The 18,765-nt window shown below is 65.0% G+C and carries 17 protein-coding genes; 12 read left to right on the plus strand and 5 right to left on the minus strand.

All coding sequences use genetic code 11. The features are described from left to right. Positions 1–164: 164 nt before the first annotated feature. On the plus strand, positions 165–1,244 hold the full coding sequence (locus H8B02_RS01540; protein ID WP_229164384.1) for a tartrate dehydrogenase: 1,080 nt from the start codon (positions 165–167) through the stop codon (positions 1,242–1,244). Positions 1,245–1,441: 197 nt separating this feature from the next. On the opposite strand, the gene H8B02_RS01545 is transcribed toward H8B02_RS01540, so the two are convergent. The 3 genes from H8B02_RS01545 to H8B02_RS01555 all read right to left on the minus strand — a co-directional run bounded on the left by H8B02_RS01545 (position 1,442) and on the right by H8B02_RS01555 (position 4,674). Then, positions 1,442–2,353, minus strand: coding sequence for an NAD(P)-dependent oxidoreductase (locus H8B02_RS01545; RefSeq protein ID WP_229164385.1), 912 nt, complete (start codon positions 2,351–2,353; stop codon positions 1,442–1,444). Between the two features lie 30 nt (positions 2,354–2,383). Then, positions 2,384–3,634 (minus strand): Zn-dependent hydrolase, encoded by a 1,251-nt coding sequence (locus tag H8B02_RS01550; RefSeq protein WP_229164387.1) that lies wholly within the window; start codon positions 3,632–3,634, stop codon positions 2,384–2,386. Positions 3,635–3,756: 122 nt separating this feature from the next. Next, positions 3,757–4,674 (minus strand): LysR family transcriptional regulator, encoded by a 918-nt coding sequence (locus H8B02_RS01555; protein WP_176532654.1) that lies wholly within the window; start codon positions 4,672–4,674, stop codon positions 3,757–3,759. Between the two features lie 120 nt (positions 4,675–4,794). On the opposite strand from H8B02_RS01555, the gene H8B02_RS01560 reads away from it, so the two are divergent. The 6 genes from H8B02_RS01560 (at position 4,795) to H8B02_RS01585 (ending at position 10,433) form a co-directional block, all read left to right on the plus strand. Further along, positions 4,795–5,613 (plus strand): putative hydro-lyase, encoded by an 819-nt coding sequence (locus tag H8B02_RS01560; RefSeq protein ID WP_229164389.1) that lies wholly within the window; start codon positions 4,795–4,797, stop codon positions 5,611–5,613. Between the two features lie 87 nt (positions 5,614–5,700). Further along, positions 5,701–6,948, plus strand: a complete 1,248-nt coding sequence (locus H8B02_RS01565; protein ID WP_229164390.1) for an ABC transporter substrate-binding protein — start codon at positions 5,701–5,703, stop codon at positions 6,946–6,948. Positions 6,949–7,149: 201 nt separating this feature from the next. Then, a complete protein-coding gene (locus H8B02_RS01570) occupies positions 7,150–8,028 on the plus strand; it encodes a branched-chain amino acid ABC transporter permease (RefSeq protein WP_176532651.1) in 879 nt (292 codons plus the stop codon). After that, complete coding sequence (locus H8B02_RS01575; RefSeq protein WP_229164391.1) at positions 8,028–9,014, plus strand: branched-chain amino acid ABC transporter permease; 987 nt, start codon at positions 8,028–8,030, stop codon at positions 9,012–9,014. The genes H8B02_RS01570 and H8B02_RS01575 overlap by 1 nt, the downstream gene beginning before the upstream one ends. Beyond that, positions 9,011–9,745, plus strand: a complete 735-nt coding sequence (locus H8B02_RS01580; RefSeq protein ID WP_229164392.1) for an ABC transporter ATP-binding protein — start codon at positions 9,011–9,013, stop codon at positions 9,743–9,745. The genes H8B02_RS01575 and H8B02_RS01580 overlap by 4 nt, the downstream gene beginning before the upstream one ends. Continuing rightward, complete coding sequence (locus H8B02_RS01585; protein WP_229164393.1) at positions 9,729–10,433, plus strand: ABC transporter ATP-binding protein; 705 nt, start codon at positions 9,729–9,731, stop codon at positions 10,431–10,433. The genes H8B02_RS01580 and H8B02_RS01585 overlap by 17 nt, the downstream gene beginning before the upstream one ends. Positions 10,434–10,594: 161 nt before the next feature. On the opposite strand, the gene H8B02_RS01590 is transcribed toward H8B02_RS01585, so the two are convergent. Further along, entirely contained in the window at positions 10,595–10,882 is a 288-nt protein-coding gene (locus H8B02_RS01590) for a hypothetical protein (protein WP_229164394.1), read from the minus strand. Positions 10,883–10,915: 33 nt separating this feature from the next. After that, positions 10,916–11,572, minus strand: a complete 657-nt coding sequence (otnC, locus tag H8B02_RS01595) for a 3-oxo-tetronate 4-phosphate decarboxylase (protein ID WP_229164395.1) — start codon at positions 11,570–11,572, stop codon at positions 10,916–10,918. Between the two features lie 174 nt (positions 11,573–11,746). Here otnC and ltnD point away from each other — a divergent pair, with 174 nt between their 5' ends. From ltnD to H8B02_RS01620, 5 genes are all read left to right on the plus strand, one after another. Further along, the gene (gene ltnD / locus H8B02_RS01600; protein ID WP_229164396.1) at positions 11,747–12,658 is read left to right on the plus strand and encodes an L-threonate dehydrogenase; all 912 of its coding nucleotides are present in this window, start codon (positions 11,747–11,749) and stop codon (positions 12,656–12,658) included. Between the two features lie 12 nt (positions 12,659–12,670). Beyond that, on the plus strand, positions 12,671–13,453 hold the full coding sequence (gene otnI, locus H8B02_RS01605) for a 2-oxo-tetronate isomerase (RefSeq protein ID WP_229164397.1): 783 nt from the start codon (positions 12,671–12,673) through the stop codon (positions 13,451–13,453). Further along, positions 13,450–14,727 carry a 3-oxo-tetronate kinase gene (gene otnK / locus H8B02_RS01610; RefSeq protein WP_229164398.1) on the plus strand — a complete coding sequence of 426 codons (1,278 nt, stop codon included), beginning with the start codon at positions 13,450–13,452 and terminating at the stop codon, positions 14,725–14,727. The genes otnI and otnK overlap by 4 nt, the downstream gene beginning before the upstream one ends. Positions 14,728–14,905: 178 nt before the next feature. Further along, positions 14,906–16,597 (plus strand): methyl-accepting chemotaxis protein, encoded by a 1,692-nt coding sequence (locus tag H8B02_RS01615; RefSeq protein WP_229164400.1) that lies wholly within the window; start codon positions 14,906–14,908, stop codon positions 16,595–16,597. A 192-nt stretch (positions 16,598–16,789) separates the two neighbouring features. Then, entirely contained in the window at positions 16,790–18,496 is a 1,707-nt protein-coding gene (locus H8B02_RS01620; protein WP_229164402.1) for a methyl-accepting chemotaxis protein, read from the plus strand. The last annotated feature ends 269 nt before the right edge of the window (positions 18,497–18,765 follow it).

Here is an 18,765-nt window from a genome sequence, read left to right on the forward strand (position 1 = left end):
TCTCGCTTTGGTATGAGGAGTGGGATGTCCGCGAAATTGGTGGGGCAGGGTCGCGCCGCGGTCAACACTGCATTGCAGCGTTGCGCTGGCGCGAAGTTTGGTCCATTGCAGGACCATCAGGATAGGCGGCATTGCCGGCCGCGCAAATCACAAGGGTGTTCTCGATGAGCAGCGCAAAAAAGCAGTATCGAATTGCGGTCATTCCCGGTGACGGCATCGGCAAGGAAGTGATGCCGGAGGGCCTGCGCGTCATCGAGGCGGCGGCGAAGAAGCACGGCGTCGACGTGAAGTTCGACCATTTCGACTTCGCCTCCTACGACTATTACGAGAAGCACGGCGAGATGATGCCGGCCGACTGGAAGGACCAGATCGGCAAGCACGACGCGATCTACTTTGGTGCGGTCGGCTGGCCGGCGAAAATACCTGACCATATCTCGTTGTGGGGTTCGCTCATAAAATTCCGCCGCGAGTTCGACCAGTACGTCAATTTGCGCCCGGTGCGGCTGATGCCCGGGGTGCCGTCGCCGCTGGCGGGCCGCAAGCCCGGCGACATCGATTTCTGGGTGGTGCGCGAGAACACCGAGGGTGAATACTCCTCCGTCGGCGGCCGCATGTTCCCGGATACCGACCGCGAATTCGTCACCCAGCAGACCGTGATGACCCGCATTGGCGTCGACCGCATCCTGAAATTCGCGTTCGACCTCGCGCAGTCGCGGCCGAAGAAGCACCTGACCTCGGCGACCAAGTCGAACGGCATCTCCATCACCATGCCCTATTGGGACGAGCGCGTGGAGGCGATGGCCAAGAAGTATCCCGGCGTGAAGTGGGACAAGTACCACATCGACATTCTCACCGCGAACTTCGTGCTGCATCCGGACTGGTTCGACGTCGTGGTCGGCTCCAATCTGTTCGGGGACATCCTGTCCGACCTCGGCCCGGCCTGCACCGGCACGATCGGCATCGCGCCGTCGGGCAACATCAATCCGGAGGGCGATTTCCCCTCGGTGTTCGAGCCGGTACACGGCTCGGCGCCTGACATTGCCGGGCAGGGCATTGCCAACCCGATCGGCATGATCTGGTCGGGCGCGATGATGCTGGAGCACCTCGGCGAGAAGCAGGCAGCTAGTGCCATCGTCGGTGCGATCGAGCGCACGCTCGGCGAACGCACGCTGCGCACCCGCGACCTCGGCGGCAATGCCGACACTACGGCCTGCGGCAAGGCGGTGGCGGAGATGGTGGAGTAGGCTGCGCTGTACCCTCCCGCCTTGTGGGAGTGGGTGGCTCGTCGCCCGACCCCGTGCTGTCGTCCCTGCGAAAGCAGGGACGCATAACCACAGGGTCTTGTTGTTGGGGCTCGCTGTGGCCCCAGCCTTCGTGACAATTTGGAACGGTGGTTATGGGTCCCGGCTCGCGCTTCGCTTGGCCGGGACGACGCCGATGATTACCCCCTCACGATCCGTCGGCAATGCTCCCACGCCGCGTGGATCAAATTCTCGCTCGCCTCGGGCGTGCGGAAGGCGGAATGCGCCGACAGCGTCACATTCGGAATCTTCGTCAGCGGGTGATCCTTCGGCAGCGGCTCGATGTTGTAGACATCGAGGCCGGCGTGGCGGATGTGGCCGGAGTTGAGCGCATCGATCATCGCCTGCTCATCGACGATCGCGCCGCGCGCGGTGTTGATCAGCACCACGCCCTTCTTCATCTTGGCGATCTTGTCACGCGTGATCATCCCACGGGTGTCGTCGTTCAAGAGCAGATGGAGCGAAACCACGTCGCTGTTGGCCAGCACCGTGTCGAGTTCGGTGAATTCGACGCCCGGATGGCTCTTCGGCGACCGGTTCCAGGCGATCACCTTCATGCCGCTGCCGAGCGCGATGCGGGCGACCTCGGCGGCGATGCCGCCGAAGCCGACCAGGCCGAGCGTCTTGCCGGTGAGCTGCATGCCGTCCTCGCGCAGCCAGTTGCCGGCGCGCATCTCGCGGTCCATCTGTGCGATCACCCGTGCCGATGACCACATCAGCGCGATCGCGGATTCCGCCACCGCAGTGTCGCCATAGCCCTTGATCAGATGCACGGAGATGCCGAGCTCGGCGAGCTCTTCCGGATTCATGTAGCTGCGTGCGCCGGTGCCGAGGAACACGACATGCTTCAGGCCGGCGCACTTTTTCGCAATGTCGGTGGGCAGCGCAGTGTGGTCGACGACCGCGATCTCGGCGCCGTCGAGCACTGCAGGATAGTCCTCCGGCTTGATGTCCGGGTTGCGGTTGATCCGCATGCTGGGATCGCCGGGTTTTTCCAGTCGCTCGGTGATGACAGCGAGCGATTCATTGGCGTCGACAAACACTGCGCGCACGAAAGCCTCCATCGAAGGAAGAAAGGGTGATCAGGATGCGACGCCGGCGAGCGCCAGCACCGTATGCATCAGGACGTTGGCGCCGGCGGCGCAATCGGTCTGCGTGGCGTCTTCCAGCTCGTTGTGGCTGATGCCATCCTTGCAGGGCACGAACACCATCGCCGCCGGCATCACCGTGTTGAGGTTGCAAGCGTCGTGGCCGGCGCCGGAGGTGATGCGGCGGTGCGAATAGCCGAGCTGCTGGGCCGCGTTCTCCACCGTGTCGACCAGCTTCGGGTCGAAATGCGTCGGCGCCTTGCGCCAGACCAGGTCGAGCTGGACCTCGACCTTGCGCCGCGCAGCGATCTCGGTGACGGCTCCGCGGAGGTCGCGATCCAGCGCGTCCATGATCGCGGCGTCGGCGCTGCGGCAATCCACCGTGAAGGCGATCTCGCCGGGAATGACGTTGCGCGAGGGTGCTGCGATCACGGCCTCGCCGATGGTGCCGACCGCCTTCGGGCCATGCTTCCTGGCAATGCTTTCCATCGCCAGCACGATCTCCGACAGCGTCGCCAGCGCATCGCGGCGCAGCGGCATCGGGGTGGAGCCGGCATGGCTCTCGAAGCCCGTGATCTTGCCGTCGTACCACAACACGCCCTGGCCGGAATCGACCACGCCGATGGTCTTGCCCTCGGCCTCCAGGATCGGGCCCTGTTCGATATGCAGCTCGACGAAGCTGGTGAACTTCTGGCGGCCGACCGGGGCATCGCCACGATAGCCGATCGAGTCCAGCGCCTGCGCCACCGTGATGCCCTCGGCGTCCTTGCGCGACAGAATGTCGTCAGTGGTGAAATCGCCGACGTAAGCGGCCGAGGCCATCATCGCCGGCGCAAAGCGCGAGCCTTCCTCGTTGGTCCAGTTGCAGATGCAGATCGGCAGCTCGGTCTCGATGCCGGCATCGTTGAGCGTGCGCACCATCTCGAGCGCGGCCAGCGTGCCGAGGATGCCGTCATATTTGCCGCCGGTCGGCTGGGTGTCGAGATGCGAGCCGACGCCGATCGGCGGCTTCGACATATCCCGCCCTTTCCGCAAGCCGAACATCGAGCCGAGCGCATCGACCTGCACCTCGAGGCCGGCGTTCTCGCACGCCTTGCGGAACCAATCGCGCACCTGCTTGTCTTCGGCGCTGAGGGTCAGCCGCCGCACGCCGCCCTTTGGCGTTGCACCGAACTGCGCGGTTTCGTGGATGGTGCCCCAGAGGCGGGCGGAATCGATCTGCAGGTTGGTGGCCGCTCGGCTCATGTCGTCAGTCCATTTCAGCTGTCTTTCCGGGGCGATGCGTCAGCATCGAACCCGGAATCTCGAGATCCCGGGTCTGGTCGTTCGGACCATCCCGGAATGACGTTTGATTATCCGGCACTCGTTCAATGGCGCGCCGCTTCCATCGCGTCAACCGCTACGCTCGCCTGCGCGATCTGCCTGGCGAGATGGGCGACGCGCTCGATGGCGACCGCATCGGGCGAAGCGAGCCAGCTTGCGGTGAAGGTGAGGGGCGGCAGCTTGAGGTCGGTATCGAGCAGTTGCAACCGGCCGTCGGCGAGCTCGTTCTCGACGATCGCCGATGGAATGACGGCAATGCCAAGGCCTTCATTGGCCATGTGGATCACGGTCGCGAGCGAGGTCGAGGCGTGCAGCCGGATCGGCGGCAGGTCAGGGGCGTTGAACAGCGCGCGCACGGTCTCATAAGGCTGGGTCTTGCGCGGAAATGTGATGATCGGAAACCGCGCCAGATCCCGCCGCGCCACCGGGCCGGAGCCGAGGCCGAGCGAGGGGCTCGCCAGGAAACCGATCGGGTAATCGCACAGCACATGGTTGTGCGCGCCCGATGCCGAGACCGGTCCGAGCACGAAGGCGAGCTCGATCTCCTGCGCCAGCAGTCGCGGGGTCAGGTTCGGCGTGATGTCGACCTCGATCTCCAGCGACAAATTCGGGTAGATCTCGTTGACGCTCTTCACCAGCCGCGGCAGCCAAGTGTGCACGATGGTCTCCGCGACACCGAGCCGCAGTGCGCCGCGCATCGCCGAACGGTCGCCGACCTCCGCCATCATCTCCGAACGCAGGCCGATCAGCTTCTCGGCGTAGGTCATCATCAGCCGTCCGCTCGGCGTCGGCGACGCCACCCGGTGATCGCGGTTCAACAGCTTGACGCCCATCTCGCGCTCGAGTTGGGCGATGCGCTGGGAGATCGCCGGCTGGGTCGTGTTGAGCCGCTGGGCGGCGCCGCGGAAGCTGCCGAGCTTGACGACCCAGAGGAACGTTTCGATCGAGCGGAAGTCCGTCATTGGAAGCATACTCCCGATCGATAAATCCTATTTATCGATTTTGATTAGAAAGGACGATTAGACATTATATCACGCTTGGTGTTGGTTTGTCCTTGTCGAGATTATGGGCAGGAGAATCCCATGACTGTTTTTGCGGCAGTGCAGCGATCTCAGGGGGAGCCGGTGTTGGCGAGCGTTGAAGCGCGGCGCGCCAGCCGCAACGGCATGGCCTCGGCCACCACGGCCGGGCTCGCCAACGGTTTCGTCCAGGGCAATCTGGCGATCCTGCCGGAGAAACTCGCCGGCGCCTTCCACCGCTTCTGCCAGCTCAATCCGAAGCCGTGCCCGATCATCGGCATGTCCGACGTCGGCGATCCCAGAATCCCCGCACTCGGCCTCGACCTCGACATCCGCACCGACGTGCCGCGCTACCGGGTCTGGCGCGACGGCGAGGTGGCGGACGAGCCGACCGACATCACCAAATATTGGCGCGACGATCTCGTCACCTTCGTGCTCGGCTGCTCCTATTCGTTCGAGGAGGCGCTGCTGGAGGACGGGCTGCCGATCCGTCACATCGAACGCAACCTGCGTGTGCCAATGTACCGGACCAACATCGCCTGCCAGCCGTCGGGGCCGTTCGCGGGACCGATGGTGGTGTCGATGCGCCCGTTCAAGCCGGCGGATGCGATCCGCGCGGTGCAGATCACCTCGCGCTTCCCGTCGGTGCATGGCGCACCGGTCCATCTCGGCCACCCGCATGCGATCGGCATCAAGGATATCGCCAAGCCCGACTATGGCGATGCGGTGCCGGTGACCGATGACGAGATCCCGGTGTTCTGGGCCTGTGGCGTGACGCCGCAATCGGTGATCGCAAGTGCGAAGCTGCCGTTTGCGATCACGCATTCGCCGGGCCTGATGCTGGTGACCGATCTCAGGAACAAGCAGCTGGCTGTGCTCTGAGTAGGCAATTCGTGCAATTCATTGAGGCTTTACTGCGCGCTACAAGCATCACATCGATAATAACAAGCTGACCTAAGGGGAATTTCGATGACGATCTCTCGCCGTAACGTGTTGCTGGGTGCCACTGCCGCCGCTGCGCTCGGTCCAATGGCCGCGCGCGCGCAGACAAGCGAAGTTGCAATCGGCGTGATCTATCCGCTGTCCGGCTCCAGCGCCGCGATCGGCGTCGACGCGCAGCACGCCTTCAATACCGCGGCCGAGATCATCAACAAGAACTATGATTTCGCGCTGCCGCTCGCCAAGGGCGAGGGCCTGTCCGGCCTCGGCGGCGCCAAGGTCCGCCTCGTGTTCGCCGACCACCAGGCCGATCCGCAGAAGGGCCGTGCCGAGACCGAGCGCCTGATCACGCAGGAGAAGGTCTGCGCCGTGGTCGGCACCTATCAGAGCGCGGTTGCCGTCACCGTCAGCCAGACCTGCGAGCGCTACGGCGTTCCGTTCATCTCGGCCGACAATTCCTCGCCGAGCCTGCATCGCCGCGGCCTGAAATACTATTTCCGCGCCTCGCCGCATGACGAGATGTTCTCGGCCGCGATGTTCGACTTCTTCGATGCGATGAAGAAGAAGGGCCAGAAGATCGAGACGCTGGCGCTGTTCCACGAGGACACCATCTTCGGCACCGATTCGGCGAACGCTCAGACCAAGCTCGCCGGCGAGCGCGGCTACAAGATCGTGGCCGACATCAAGTACCGCGCCAACTCGCCGTCGCTGACCGCCGAGGTGCAGCAGCTCAAGGCGGCGAATGCCGACGTGCTGATGCCGTCGAGCTACACCACCGACTCGATCCTGCTGGTCAAGACCATGGCCGAGCTCGGCTACAGGCCGAAGAACATCATGGCGCAAGATGCCGGGTTCTCGGAGAAGGCGACCTATGACGCGGTCGGCGACAAGCTCGAGGGCGTGATCTCGCGCGGCAGCTTCTCGCTCGACCTGGCGCAGAAGCGGCCGATGGTCGGTCTCATCAATGAGATGTACCGCGCCAAGTCCGGCAAGGACTTCAACGACTATTCGTCGCGCCAGTTCATGGGCCTGATCGTGATGGCCGACGCCATCAACCGCGCCAAGTCGACCGACGGCGAGAAGATCCGCGAGGCGCTGGTCGCTACCGACATGCCGGGCGACGTGACCATCATGCCGTGGCGGCGCGTCAAGTTCGACGAGATGGGGCAGAACAATTTCGCCGATCCGGTGCTGCTGCAATATACCGCAAAGAACTTCGTGACGATCTTCCCGGAACAGGCCGCCGTCTCCGAGGCGATCTGGCCGATGAACAGCTGATCGCTCGGGCGCGTCCCTACGTCGTCCCGGGCAAGCGAAGCGCGACCCGGGACCCCCCGCGCGAGTGCGTGCACTCATCGCGTAACACAGGCAGGCGTTTTGCGATGATTGGTTGTTGGTCCTTCTACCGATGCATTTGTGATTATGGGTCCTGGCCTTCGCCAGGAGACGCGGGAGACACATGTTGACTGGGGCGCAGCGGTGACAGCCGAGACCATTATCCAGAGTTTGGCGAGCGGCCTCCTGATGGGGCTGCTCTACGGACTGATCGCCGCCGGCCTCGCATTGATCTTCGGATTGATGGACGTCGTGAATTTCGCGCACGGCGAATTCCTGATGATCGCGATGTACGCGACCTTCTTCCTGTTCGCGTTCTTCGCGATCGACCCCTTGCTCGCGGCGCCGCTGGTCGCCGCGGCATTGTTCGTGTTCGGCGCGGTGGTCTACCTGCTGGTGGTCCGCTTCGCGATGCGCGCCAAGGCCAATGCCGGCATGGTGCAGATCTTCTCCACCTTCGGCCTTGCGATCGTGATGCGGGGTCTCGCCCAGTTCTTCTTCACGCCCGATTACCGCAGCGTCACCAACTCCTGGGTCGGCGGCAAGACGATCTCGATCGCCGGCATCTATCTGCCGGAGCCGCAGCTGATCGGCGCGATGCTGTCGATCGCGGCCTTCGTCGCGCTCTACTTCTTCATCAATCGCACCGATTTCGGCCGCGCGCTCGAGGCGACGCGCGAGGACGCCGGCGCGGTGGCGCTGGTCGGCATCGACAAGAACCGGGTGTTCGCGCTCGGCTGGGGCCTTGGTGCCGCGCTGGTCGGCCTGGCCGGCGCCATCATGGCGATCTTCTTCTACGTCTATCCCGACGTCGGCGCGTCGTTTGCGCTGATCGCCTACGTCACCGTGGCGCTCGGCGGCTTCGGCAGCGTGTTCGGCGCCTTTGCCGGCGGCATCATCGTCGGCCTGGTCGAGGCGACCACCGCGATGATCCTGCCGCCGTCGCTGAAATCGGTCGGCATCTATGCCGTCTATCTCCTGGTCGTCTTCATCCGCCCGCGTGGCCTGTTCGGATCGATGTGATGGACACCCACTTCGCCCAACGCCGCAGGCGTGACCTGATCGTGGCGGCCTGCCTTGCGGTGATCGCCGCGTTAGTGCCGCTGTTCGTCAAGGACGTCTACATCCAGAACATCATGGTCTTGACCCTGATGTATGCCGCGCTGTCGCAGAGCTGGAACATCCTGTCCGGCTATTGCGGACAGATCTCGCTCGGCCATGCGCTGTATTTCGGGCTCGGCGCCTACACCACCGCGCTGCTGTTCACCAAGTTCGGCGTGCTGCCGTGGTTCGGCATGCTGGCGGGCGGGGCGATCTCCGCCGTGATCGCGATGGCGCTCGGCTATCCCTGCTTCCGCCTGCGCGGGCACTATTTCGTGATCGCGACCATCGTGATCGCCGAGATCGCGCTGCTCTTGATCCAGAACTGGGATTGGGCGGGCGCAGCCCTCGGCATCGATATCCCGGTGCGCGGCGACAGCTGGCTGAAATTCCAGTTCACCCGCTCGAAGCTGCCGTACTTCTATTTTGCGCTGGCGCTGGCCTGCATCGCCTGGCTCGTCACCTGGTGGCTGGAAGATTCCAAATGGGGCTATTGGTGGCGCGCGGTGAAGGATAATCCCGATGCGGCCGAAAGCCTCGGCGTCGTCGTGTTCAATTCCAAGATGGGCGCGGCGGCGGTCTCCGCCTTCCTCGTCGCCGTCGGCGGCAGCTTCTACGCCCAGTTCGTCTCCTATATCGATCCTGAGAGCGTGATGGGCTTCCAGTTCTCGCTGTTGATGGCGCTGCCCGCGGTGTTAGGGGGCATCGGCACGCTGTGGGGGCCGGTGCTGGGCGCCGTGATCCTGATCCCGCTCACCGAGCTGACGCGGTCCTTTGTCGGCGGTTCCGGCCGCGGCGTCGACCTGATCGTCTATGGCGCGCTGATCGTCGCGATCTCGCTCGCACTGCCGAAGGGACTCGTCAGCGTGTTCGGCATGCTCTCCGGGCGCAAGGGGGCCGCGCGATGACGGCCCCGCTCTTGGAAACCCGCGGCGTCTGGCAGCGCTTCGGCGGCCTCGTCGCCAACAGCGACGTCTCGATCTCGGTCGGCCGCGGCGAGATCGTCGGCCTGATCGGCCCGAACGGCGCCGGCAAATCGACGCTGTTCAATTTGATCGCGGGCGTGCTGCCGCCCACCCAAGGCTCGATCATGTTCGACGGCGAGGACGTGACAATGCTGCCGGCGGCGGAGCGCTGCCAGCGCGGCGTCGGCCGCACCTTCCAGGTGGTCAAGAGTTTCGAGACCATGACCGTGATCGACAACGTCATCGTCGGTGCGCTGATCCGCAACACCAAGATGCGCATCGCGCGGCAGAAGGCCTATGAGGTCCTGGAGTTCTGCGGACTTGCGGCGCGCGCCGACAAGCTTGCCGCCGACCTCGTCCCGTCGGAGAAGCGCCGGCTCGAAGTCGCCCGTGCGCTGGCCACCGAACCGAAGCTGCTGCTGCTCGACGAAGTGCTGACCGGGCTGACGCCGGTCGAGGCGCAGACCGGCGTCGATCTGGTGCGCAAGGTGCGGGCCACCGGCGTCACCGTGCTGATGGTCGAGCATGTGATGGAAATTGTGATGCCGCTGGTCGACCGCGCCATCGTTCTCAATCTCGGCAAGGTGCTGGTCGAGGGCAAGCCGACCGAGGTCGTCCGCAATCCAGAAGTCATTTCTGCCTATCTCGGGGATCGTCATGCTGTCGGTGCGTGAAGTCACCACCGCCTATCAGGGCCTGGTTGCGATCTCCTCGGTGTCGATCGACGTCACCAAGGGCGAGATCGTCTGCGTCGCCGGCGCCAACGGCGCGGGCAAGTCGACGCTGCTGAAATCGATCGCCGGCGCCGAACGGCCGCGCGCTGGCACCGTCACCTTCGACGGCAAGCGGATCGACGGCCAGCCGCAGCACGTCATCACCGCTGATGGCATCGCCTTCGTGCCGGAGAACCGCCGGCTGTTTCCGCGGCTCTCGGTGCGCGACAATCTGCGGCTCGGCAGCTATCTCTATCGCAGCCGATCCGACCGCGATGCGCCGCTGGATCTGGTGTTCAATCTGTTCCCGCGGCTCGGCGAACGGCTGGAGCAACGCGCGGAGACCTTGTCCGGCGGCGAGCAGCAGATGCTCGCGATCGGCCGCGCGCTGATGACGCGGCCGCGGCTTCTGATGCTCGACGAGCCGTCGCAAGGCATCATGCCGAAGCTGGTCGACGAGATCTTCCAGGCCGTGAAGCGCATCCGCGACGCCGGCATGACGGTCCTGATCGTCGAGCAGCGCATGGCCGAATGCCTGGAGATCGCCGATCGCGCCTACATCCTGCAAACCGGCCGCGTGCTGATGCAGGGCACCGCCGCCGAGATCACCGGCAATCCGGATGTGCGGAAGGCGTATCTGGGGCTGTAGCGCTAAGCGTTCACTCCGCGCACTCTGACGTCATCCTGAGGTGCGAGCGGAGCGAGCCTCGAAGGATGGGCCCCGCGCGCCCGTGGCCATCCTTCGAGGCGCGCCGAAGAGGCGCGCACCTCAGGATGACGCCGGTATCCGTGGCGAGCGGTCGCCCTATTTCATCGTTTGGGCTGGTCCGAATGGGGGACGACCTCGACCTTCGCGGCAAGATCCGGCACGCGGCTGACGCGGTAGGTCGCGTTGCTGCAGGTCAACGTCCAGGCCTCGTTGTCGGGCTTCGAGAGCTTGTCGTCCCGTTCGGCCTTGAGCGGCTTGTCGCAGGCATAGCCTTGCGCGCGCAGCTGTACCGCCAGCAGGTCCGGCAAGGTCTGCTCGGCCCGTGCAGTCGATCCTGCCAGACTAATGACGAACGGAACCGCGAATGCCACGCCTGTGAACCTCATCATGACTGTTCTCCGCATATCTCACCTTTGCTTGATCTAGTGAGGGTGATCCGGCAGCACGAGCCCGAACGTCCTGGTCAAATCCGCCACCTGTTCGGGCGAGAGATAGCGCGGGTTCAGCCCGCGCAGCAGCAGATAGAGTTTGGCGGTTTCCTCCAGCTCCTCGGTCGCGAACACCGCGGCTTCCAGCGTGTCGCCGGAGACGACGGGGCCGTGATTGGCGAGCAGCACCGATGAATATTTCCCGGCCAGTCCTCTGATCGCATCCGCGACCGCGGGGTCGCCGGGGCGATAATAGGGCACCAGCGCGGTCTGGCCGCATTTCATGACGTAGTAGGCCGTCATCGCCGGCAGCGCGGCGCGCGGGTCGATCTCGGGCAGCATCGAAAGCGCGACCGAATGGGTCGAGTGCAGATGCACCACGGCGCCGGCGCTGGTCCGCGTCTGGTAGAGCGCGGTGTGCAGCGGCACTTCCTTGGTCGGGGCATCGCCGGAGACGAGGCGGCCATTGCCGTCGAGCCGCGACATTTTTGCCGGATCGAGGAAACCGAGCGAGGCGTTGGTCGGCGTCACCAGCCAGCCGCCGTCGTCGAGCCGGACGCTGATATTGCCCGAGGAGCCCGGCGTCAGCCCGCGCTCGAACAGCGAGCGGCCGAAGCGGCAGATATCCTCACGAAGTCTTGTTTCGCTCATCCGCTTTTGCCCACCCGGTTTCGCCCGCCTGTTTGTCTTGGCGCTATCCGTTTTCCGCTTTGTCTCATGCTTTGGCAGCACGGCCAAGGCGTGATAGGCAAGCAGCAACGCGCATGGTCCGGAAGAGTGGAAACCGTTTCATGTGCAATCAAGTAAAAATTTGAGGATCGCCGCATGTCCAGTTCCGCAACACCGCACGTCGCCGTCATCGGGCTGGGCTCGATGGGATACGGCATGGCGACTTCGCTCAAGCGCGCCGGCCTTGTCGTGACCGGCTGCGACGTCTCGGCCGATGCCGTCGCGCGCTTCGTGGCCGACGGCGGCAAGGGTGCCAAAACGCCGGCCGAAGCGGCCAAGGATGCCGACATCGTCGTCAGCGTCGTCGTCAATGCGGCGCAGACCGAAGCCATCCTGTTCGGAAAGGACGGCGCCGCCGAGACCTTGGCCAGGGACGCGGTCTTCATCTCCTCGGCGACCATGGATCCCGATATCGCGCGGCGGCTCGCGAAACAGCTCGAGGCGACCGGCCGGCACTATCTCGATGCCCCGATCTCCGGCGGCGCGCAGCGCGCGGCGCAGGGTGAATTGACGATTCTTGCCTCCGGCAGCGCGGCGGCGTTCGCGAAGGCGCGGCCGGCGCTGGATGCGATGGCGGCAAAGCTCTACGAACTCGGCGACGCCGCAGGGCAGGGCGCCGCGTTCAAGATGATCAACCAGCTGCTGGCCGGCGTGCACATCGCGGCCGCCTCGGAGGCGATCGCCTTTGCCGCCAAGCAGGGCCTCGACATCAGGAAGGTCTATGAGGTGATCACGGCCTCCGCCGGCAATTCCTGGATGTTCGAGAACCGCATGCCGCATGTGCTCGACGGCGACTATGCGCCGCGCAGCGCGGTGGAGATTTTCGTCAAGGACCTCGGCATCATTCAGGACATGGCGCGCAATGCGCGCTTCCCGGTGCCGGTCTCGGCCGCGGCGCTGCAGATGTTTCTGATGACATCGGCGGCCGGCATGGGCCGCGACGACGATGCATCGGTGGCGCGGATGTATGCGCAGGTCACCGGCACCAAGCTTCCCGGCGCGAAATAAGAGGATCCTGCGATGCCCCACTTTGCCGCCAACCTCACCATGATGTTCAACGAGGTCCCGTTCCTCGACCGCTTCGAGGCGGCAGCGAAAGCGGGCTTCACCGCGGTCGAGTTCCTGTTTCCGTACGACCATCCGGCCGAGGAGGTCGGCAAGCGGCTGAAGGCCGCCGGGCTGACGCAGGCGCTGTTCAACCTGCCGCCGGGCGATTGGAACGCCGGCGAGAAGGGTTTTGCCGCGCTGCCCGATCGTTTCGCCGATTTGCAAGCGAGCCTGAAGACCGCGCTACCTTATGCGCAGGCGACCGGCGTCAAGCGCGTGCATCTGATGGCCGGGATCGCCGACCGCAGCGATGCCAAAGCGGTTGCTGCGTTTCGCAAATCGGTCGCGTATGCCGCCGAGTTCTTCGCGCCGCACGGCCTCGACGTCGTGATCGAGCCGATCAATCCGCGCAACGTGCCCGGCTACTTCCTCAACGACTTCATCTTCGCGCGCGACCTGATCAACGAGCTTGATATCGCAAACCTGAAGCTGCAGTTCGACATCTATCACTGCCAGATCATCCATGGCGACGTCACCATGCGGCTGCGCGAGATGATGCCGATCATTGGCCACATCCAGATCGCCTCGATCCCCTCGCGCAACGAGCCCGACGGCGAGGAGCTGAACTATCCGTTCCTGTTCGACGAGCTCGACCGGCTCGGTTACGGCGGCTTCGTCGGCTGCGAATACAATCCGCGCGGCAAGACCACCGACGGCCTCGCCTGGTTCAAGCCCTATGCCGGAGTGAAGCCGTGACACTCGCACTCGGTTGCATCGCCGACGACTATACCGGCGCCTCCGACCTCGCCAACACGCTGACCCGCGCCGGCCTGCGCACGGTGCAGACCATCGGCGTGCCCGCCGACGATCTCGCGCTGCCGGAGGTCGACGCTGTCGTGGTGTCGCTGAAGAGCCGTTCGATCGAGGCTGGCCTCGCCGTGACGCGTTCGCGCGCCGCGGAGAGCTGGCTGCGCGGCCGCGGCGCAGGGCATATCCTGTTCAAGATCTGCTCGACCTTCGATTCCACCGATGCCGGCAATATCGGACCGGTGATGGACGCGCTGCGCGCCGACTCCAAAGACAATATCGTGCTGGTGACGCCGGCCTTCCCGGAAACCGGCCGCACCGTCTATCAGGGCAATCTGTTCGTCGGCTCGGTGCCGCTGAACGAGAGCCCGTTGAAGGACCATCCGCTCAACCCGATGCATGATTCCAATCTGGTCCGCGTGCTGGCGCGCCAGAGCACGACCGGGATCGGCCTGGTCGATCTGGCGACGCTGAGCCGCGGCACCGAGGCCGTTCGGGCAAAGCTCGCCGAGCTTGCGCGCAGCGGCATCGGCGCTGCGATCGTCGACGCGGTGTTCGACCGCGACCTCGAAACCATCGGGCAGGTGGCGCTGGATCACGGTCTCTCGGTCGGCGCCTCCGGCATCGGGCTTGGATTGGCGCGGGCGCTGGTCGCCGAAGGCAAGGCCAAATCGGCTGAAGTGAATGCCGTGACCAGCGCTGCGATCGGCGGGCCGGCCGCCTGCCTCGCCGGCAGTTGCTCGCAGGCGACCCTGCGCCAGATCGCCAGCGCCGAGAAGGTGATGCCGGTCCTGCACCTCGACCCCGAGCGGGTGATCGCCGGCAGGGACGAGGCGCAGCGCGCGCTCGCCTGGGCCAAAGAGCGGCTCGGCACGGGTCCAATCCTGATCGCCAGCAGTTCGACTCCGGAGGAGGTGGCTGCTCTGCAATCCCGTCATGGCCGTGATGCCGCCGGACATGCGATCGAGCAGGCGATGGCCGACCTCGCGGAAGGGCTGGTGCGGTCCGGCGTGCACAGGCTGGTGGTCGCCGGTGGTGAAACTTCAGGCGCCGTGGTCGATCGGCTGGGTATCCCGGGATTCCTGGTCGGGGCGGAAATCGCTGCGGGCGTGCCGGTTCTGCGCGCGGTCGGCGCTGGAAAAAGCGAGATGGTGCTTGCCCTGAAATCAGGCAATTTCGGCGGGCCGGAGTTCTTCTCGGACGCGCTGGCATTGATGCCTTGATGCGCCTGTCGCGCATCATGACGGGCTGATGACTGATATCTCCGTAGTTCAACGGTGAAGCAAATTAACCCTACTTAAGGAGGGGGGCTGGCTTTGATATCCGCGGCGCACCGCCGCGCCATCAGTCTTCTTTCCGCATGAACGGGCCTCGCGAGCCCGGCACCCATGAGACCCCACGATGTTCGCCAAATTCTCGATCCGCGCCAAGATCATTGCCGCGGTTGCGTTCCTGCTCGTCGCACTGACGGGCATGGGCCTGCTTGCAGTCTGGAATATGCGGGCGATCAACGCCAGCACCGTCGACATCACGACCAACTGGTTGCCGAGCGTGCGCGTGCTCGGCGAGCTGCGCGCCGGGGTCATCACCTATCGCAACGTGATCCGCGAGCACATGCTCTCGGAAACGCTCGAGGAGAAGCAGGCGGCCGAAAAGACACTCGCCAGCGTCGTCGAGATGACCGCCAAGACGCGGGTCAAGTACGAGCCGATGATCACTTCACCCGAAGAGCGGGCGCTCTACCGGCAGTGGTCCGACACCTGGGACAAGTACCGCAAGGGCACCGAGGAGGTGATGAGCCTGTCGCGCAAGGAAGCCGGCAAGCTTCCGCATGAGGCGCACGAGCTCAACACCAAGGTCGTGAACAAGATCGGTCTCGAGGCGGACGAGATCCTGAACAAGGACATCGATTTCAACAACGCCGGTGCCGACAAGGCCGCGCAGGACGCTGCGAACAATTACAGCTCGGCCCTGATCATGGTGGCGGCGATCCTCGGCTTTGCCATCCTGATCGCGGTCGGCGTCAGCCTCTACACGGTCCGCGACATCTCGTCGGGCATCGCCTCGATCGTGAGCCCGATGCAGGCGCTGGGCCGCGGCGACCTGACGGCCGAAGTGCCGCATCGGGGCGAGAAGACCGAGATCGGTGCCATGGCTGATACATTGCAGGTGTTCAAGGAGGCCCTGGTCGCCAAGAAGGCCGCCGATGAGGCCGCCGCCGCCGACGCCGAGGCCAAGATCGAGCGCGGCCGCCGGGTCGATACCATCACCCGCAATTTCGAGCAGATGATCGGTGAGATCGTGCAGACCGTGTCGTCGGCCTCGACCCAGCTCGAAGCCTCGGCCAGCACGCTGTCGTCGACCGCAAGGCGTTCGCAGGAACTGACCACCACGGTCGCCGCTGCGTCCGAGGAAGCCTCGACCAACGTGCAGTCGGTGGCGTCGGCGACCGAAGAGCTGTCGTCGTCGGTGACCGAGATCAGCCGCCAGGTCCAGGAGTCGGCGCGGATGGCCGGTGACGCCGTCGGCCAGGCGCGCACCACCAACGATCGCGTCAGCGAGCTGTCGAAGGCCGCCGCGCGCATCGGCGACGTCGTCGAACTGATCAACACGATTGCCGGCCAGACCAATCTGCTGGCGCTGAACGCCACCATCGAGGCGGCGCGCGCCGGTGAAGCCGGCCGCGGCTTCGCGGTCGTGGCGTCCGAGGTGAAGGCGCTGGCCGAGCAGACCGCGAAGGCGACCGGCGAGATCGGCCAGCAGATCGCCGGCATCCAGACCGCGACCCAGGAGTCGGTCGGCGCCATCAAGGAAATCTCGTCGACCATCGAGCGGCTGTCGGAGATCTCGTCCACCATCGCCGCTGCAGTCGAAGAGCAGGGTGCGGCGACGCAGGAGATTTCCCGCAACGTGCAGCAGGCGGCGCAGGGCACCCAGCAGGTCTCGGCCAACATCACCGACGTGCAGCATGGCGCCAACGAAACCGGCTCGGCTTCGACCCAGGTGCTGTCGGCGGCCCAGTCGCTCTCGGGTGACAGCAACCGCCTCAAGCTCGAGGTCGGCAAATTCCTCGACGCCGTCCGCGCGGCCTGACGGCGGCCGAATCTCTGACCATCGAACAATGCCCGGTCGAAAGGCCGGGCATTTTTCTTTGCCTGGATGCGGTGCTCAGTAGTTCCACTGTATGTGTGATTAACGAACCGTAGTTCCGCGCGCGGTAACCTGCTGTGGCGCGACGCGACCACCCGCACAGAATCGCGAAATCCATTCCAAACGAGGCACCGGATGATGTTCCTGGCGAGATTCCGCATTCTCACGAAGATATTGGCGATTGTGGGCGGTCTCTCGATTATCGCCGGGATGCTCGCCTATCTCGGGATCTCCTCGTTGAAATCGCTCAGCGAACGCGGCGTCATCACTGCGCGCGCTGCGGAACGCGCGTTGCTGTCGGCTGAGGCCAACCAGAACGTGCTCGCGATCAATCGCGCCGAATTCCGCAGCGCGCTCGATCCGCGCGACGAGAACCGGCTTGCGGCACGATCGCTGATCGATGAGCAGTTCAAGTCGCTCGAGGAGCGCCTCGCCACGATCAGCAAGACGCAGGACCCGCAAACCATCGCGCTGCTGCCCGGCGTGCGATCGGCGCTGTCGGCCTATCGGGCCCAGCTGAAGCAGACACTTGACGCGGTCGAGAGCGCGAAGGCGGCCGACCTGACCCAGTCCGCCGAGAAACTGCGCGATGTCGCGATGAAGAGCCGCGCGGCCGCGGAAGAGCTTCAGGCCAGGGTTCGGGCCGTCGCTGACCGCCAGGACGAGCGGGTCAGGGACAACGTCAAGGCCAATGAGCAGGAATACGTATCGACCTCGGAGCTGTTGATCCTGCTTGCTGCTTCTGGGGTCTTGCTCGGGTTGCTGTTCGGCTTCGTCGTTGGGCAGTACGGTGTCGCCAAGCCGATCCGTGCCGTCGTCGCGATGCTGCAGCAGATTGCCAATGGCCAATATGACATCCCGGTGCACGGCACCCATCGCCGCGATGAGGTCGGCGACGTCGCCAAGACCGCGCTTGTGTTCAAGGACAACGGCCTTGCCAAGGTCCGGATGGAGCGCGAGCAGAAGGAAATCGAAGCGCGCGCCGCCGCACAGCGCCGCATCGACATGCTGCAGCTGGCCGATGGGTTTGAGCGCGCGGTCGGTGAGATCGTCGAGACCGTCGCATCCGCCTCGACCGAGCTCGAAGCGTCGGCGACCACGCTGACCTCGACCGCCGAGCGTTCGCAAAACCTTGCCACCACCGTCGCCGCTGCCTCGGAGGAGGCCACCACCAACGTCCAGTCGGTAGCGTCCGCAACCGAGGAACTGTCATCTTCGGTCAACGAGATCAGCCGGCAGGTGCAGGAGTCTGCCCGGATGGCGGGCGATGCTGTCAACCAGGCCCGTGCGACCAACGACCGGGTCGGGGAGTTGTCGAAGGCTGCCGCCCGGATCGGCGACGTGGTCGAACTGATCAACACCATCGCCGGCCAGACCAATCTGCTGGCGCTGAACGCCACCATCGAGGCGGCGCGCGCCGGCGAGGCCGGACGTGGCTTCGCGGTGGTGGCCTCGGAGGTGAAGGCACTCGCGGAGCAGACCGCAAAGGCGACCGGTGAGATCGGCCAGCAGGTTTCCGGCATCCAGGCTGCGACCGAAGACTCCGTGACCGCGATCCGCGCCATCGGCTCGACCATCGAGCGGCTGTCGGAGATCTCGTCCGCCATTGCCGCCGCGATCGAGGAGCAGGGCGCGGCGACGCAAGAAATATCGCGAAACGTGCAGCAGGCGGCGCAGGGCACCCAGCAGGTCTCGGCCAACATTACCGACGTGCAGCACGGCGCCAATGAGACCGGCTCGGCGTCGACCCAGGTGCTCTCGGCGGCGCAGTTGCTCTCGGGCGACAGCAGCCGCCTCAAGCTCGAAGTCGGCAAGTTCCTCAACGCCGTCCGCGCCGCCTGATCGGGCGCCGCCGGTTCGGCCATACAGACATCGTTGTCGGGGCAACCGATCCCGGCGTGGCGAGCCGGCCGGCTCACCACGCTCTACATTTTCGCAGAGCAGCGATGCGCTAGCCTCGTGACGGCCGAAACGGCGTGCTCGGCCAGCGCATATTCGCAGCAGAGCCGTCTCTTTTTTGACGATGATACGAGCGCGATCGGCGGCACTGCGTCCGGCGTACCCGATCGGAGTGCACGGCTTCACGTACTATGCCAAGGAAGTGAAGGCCG

This window comes from Bradyrhizobium altum, assembly GCF_020889705.1.
Classification (GTDB): Bacteria; Pseudomonadota; Alphaproteobacteria; order Rhizobiales; family Xanthobacteraceae; genus Bradyrhizobium; species Bradyrhizobium altum.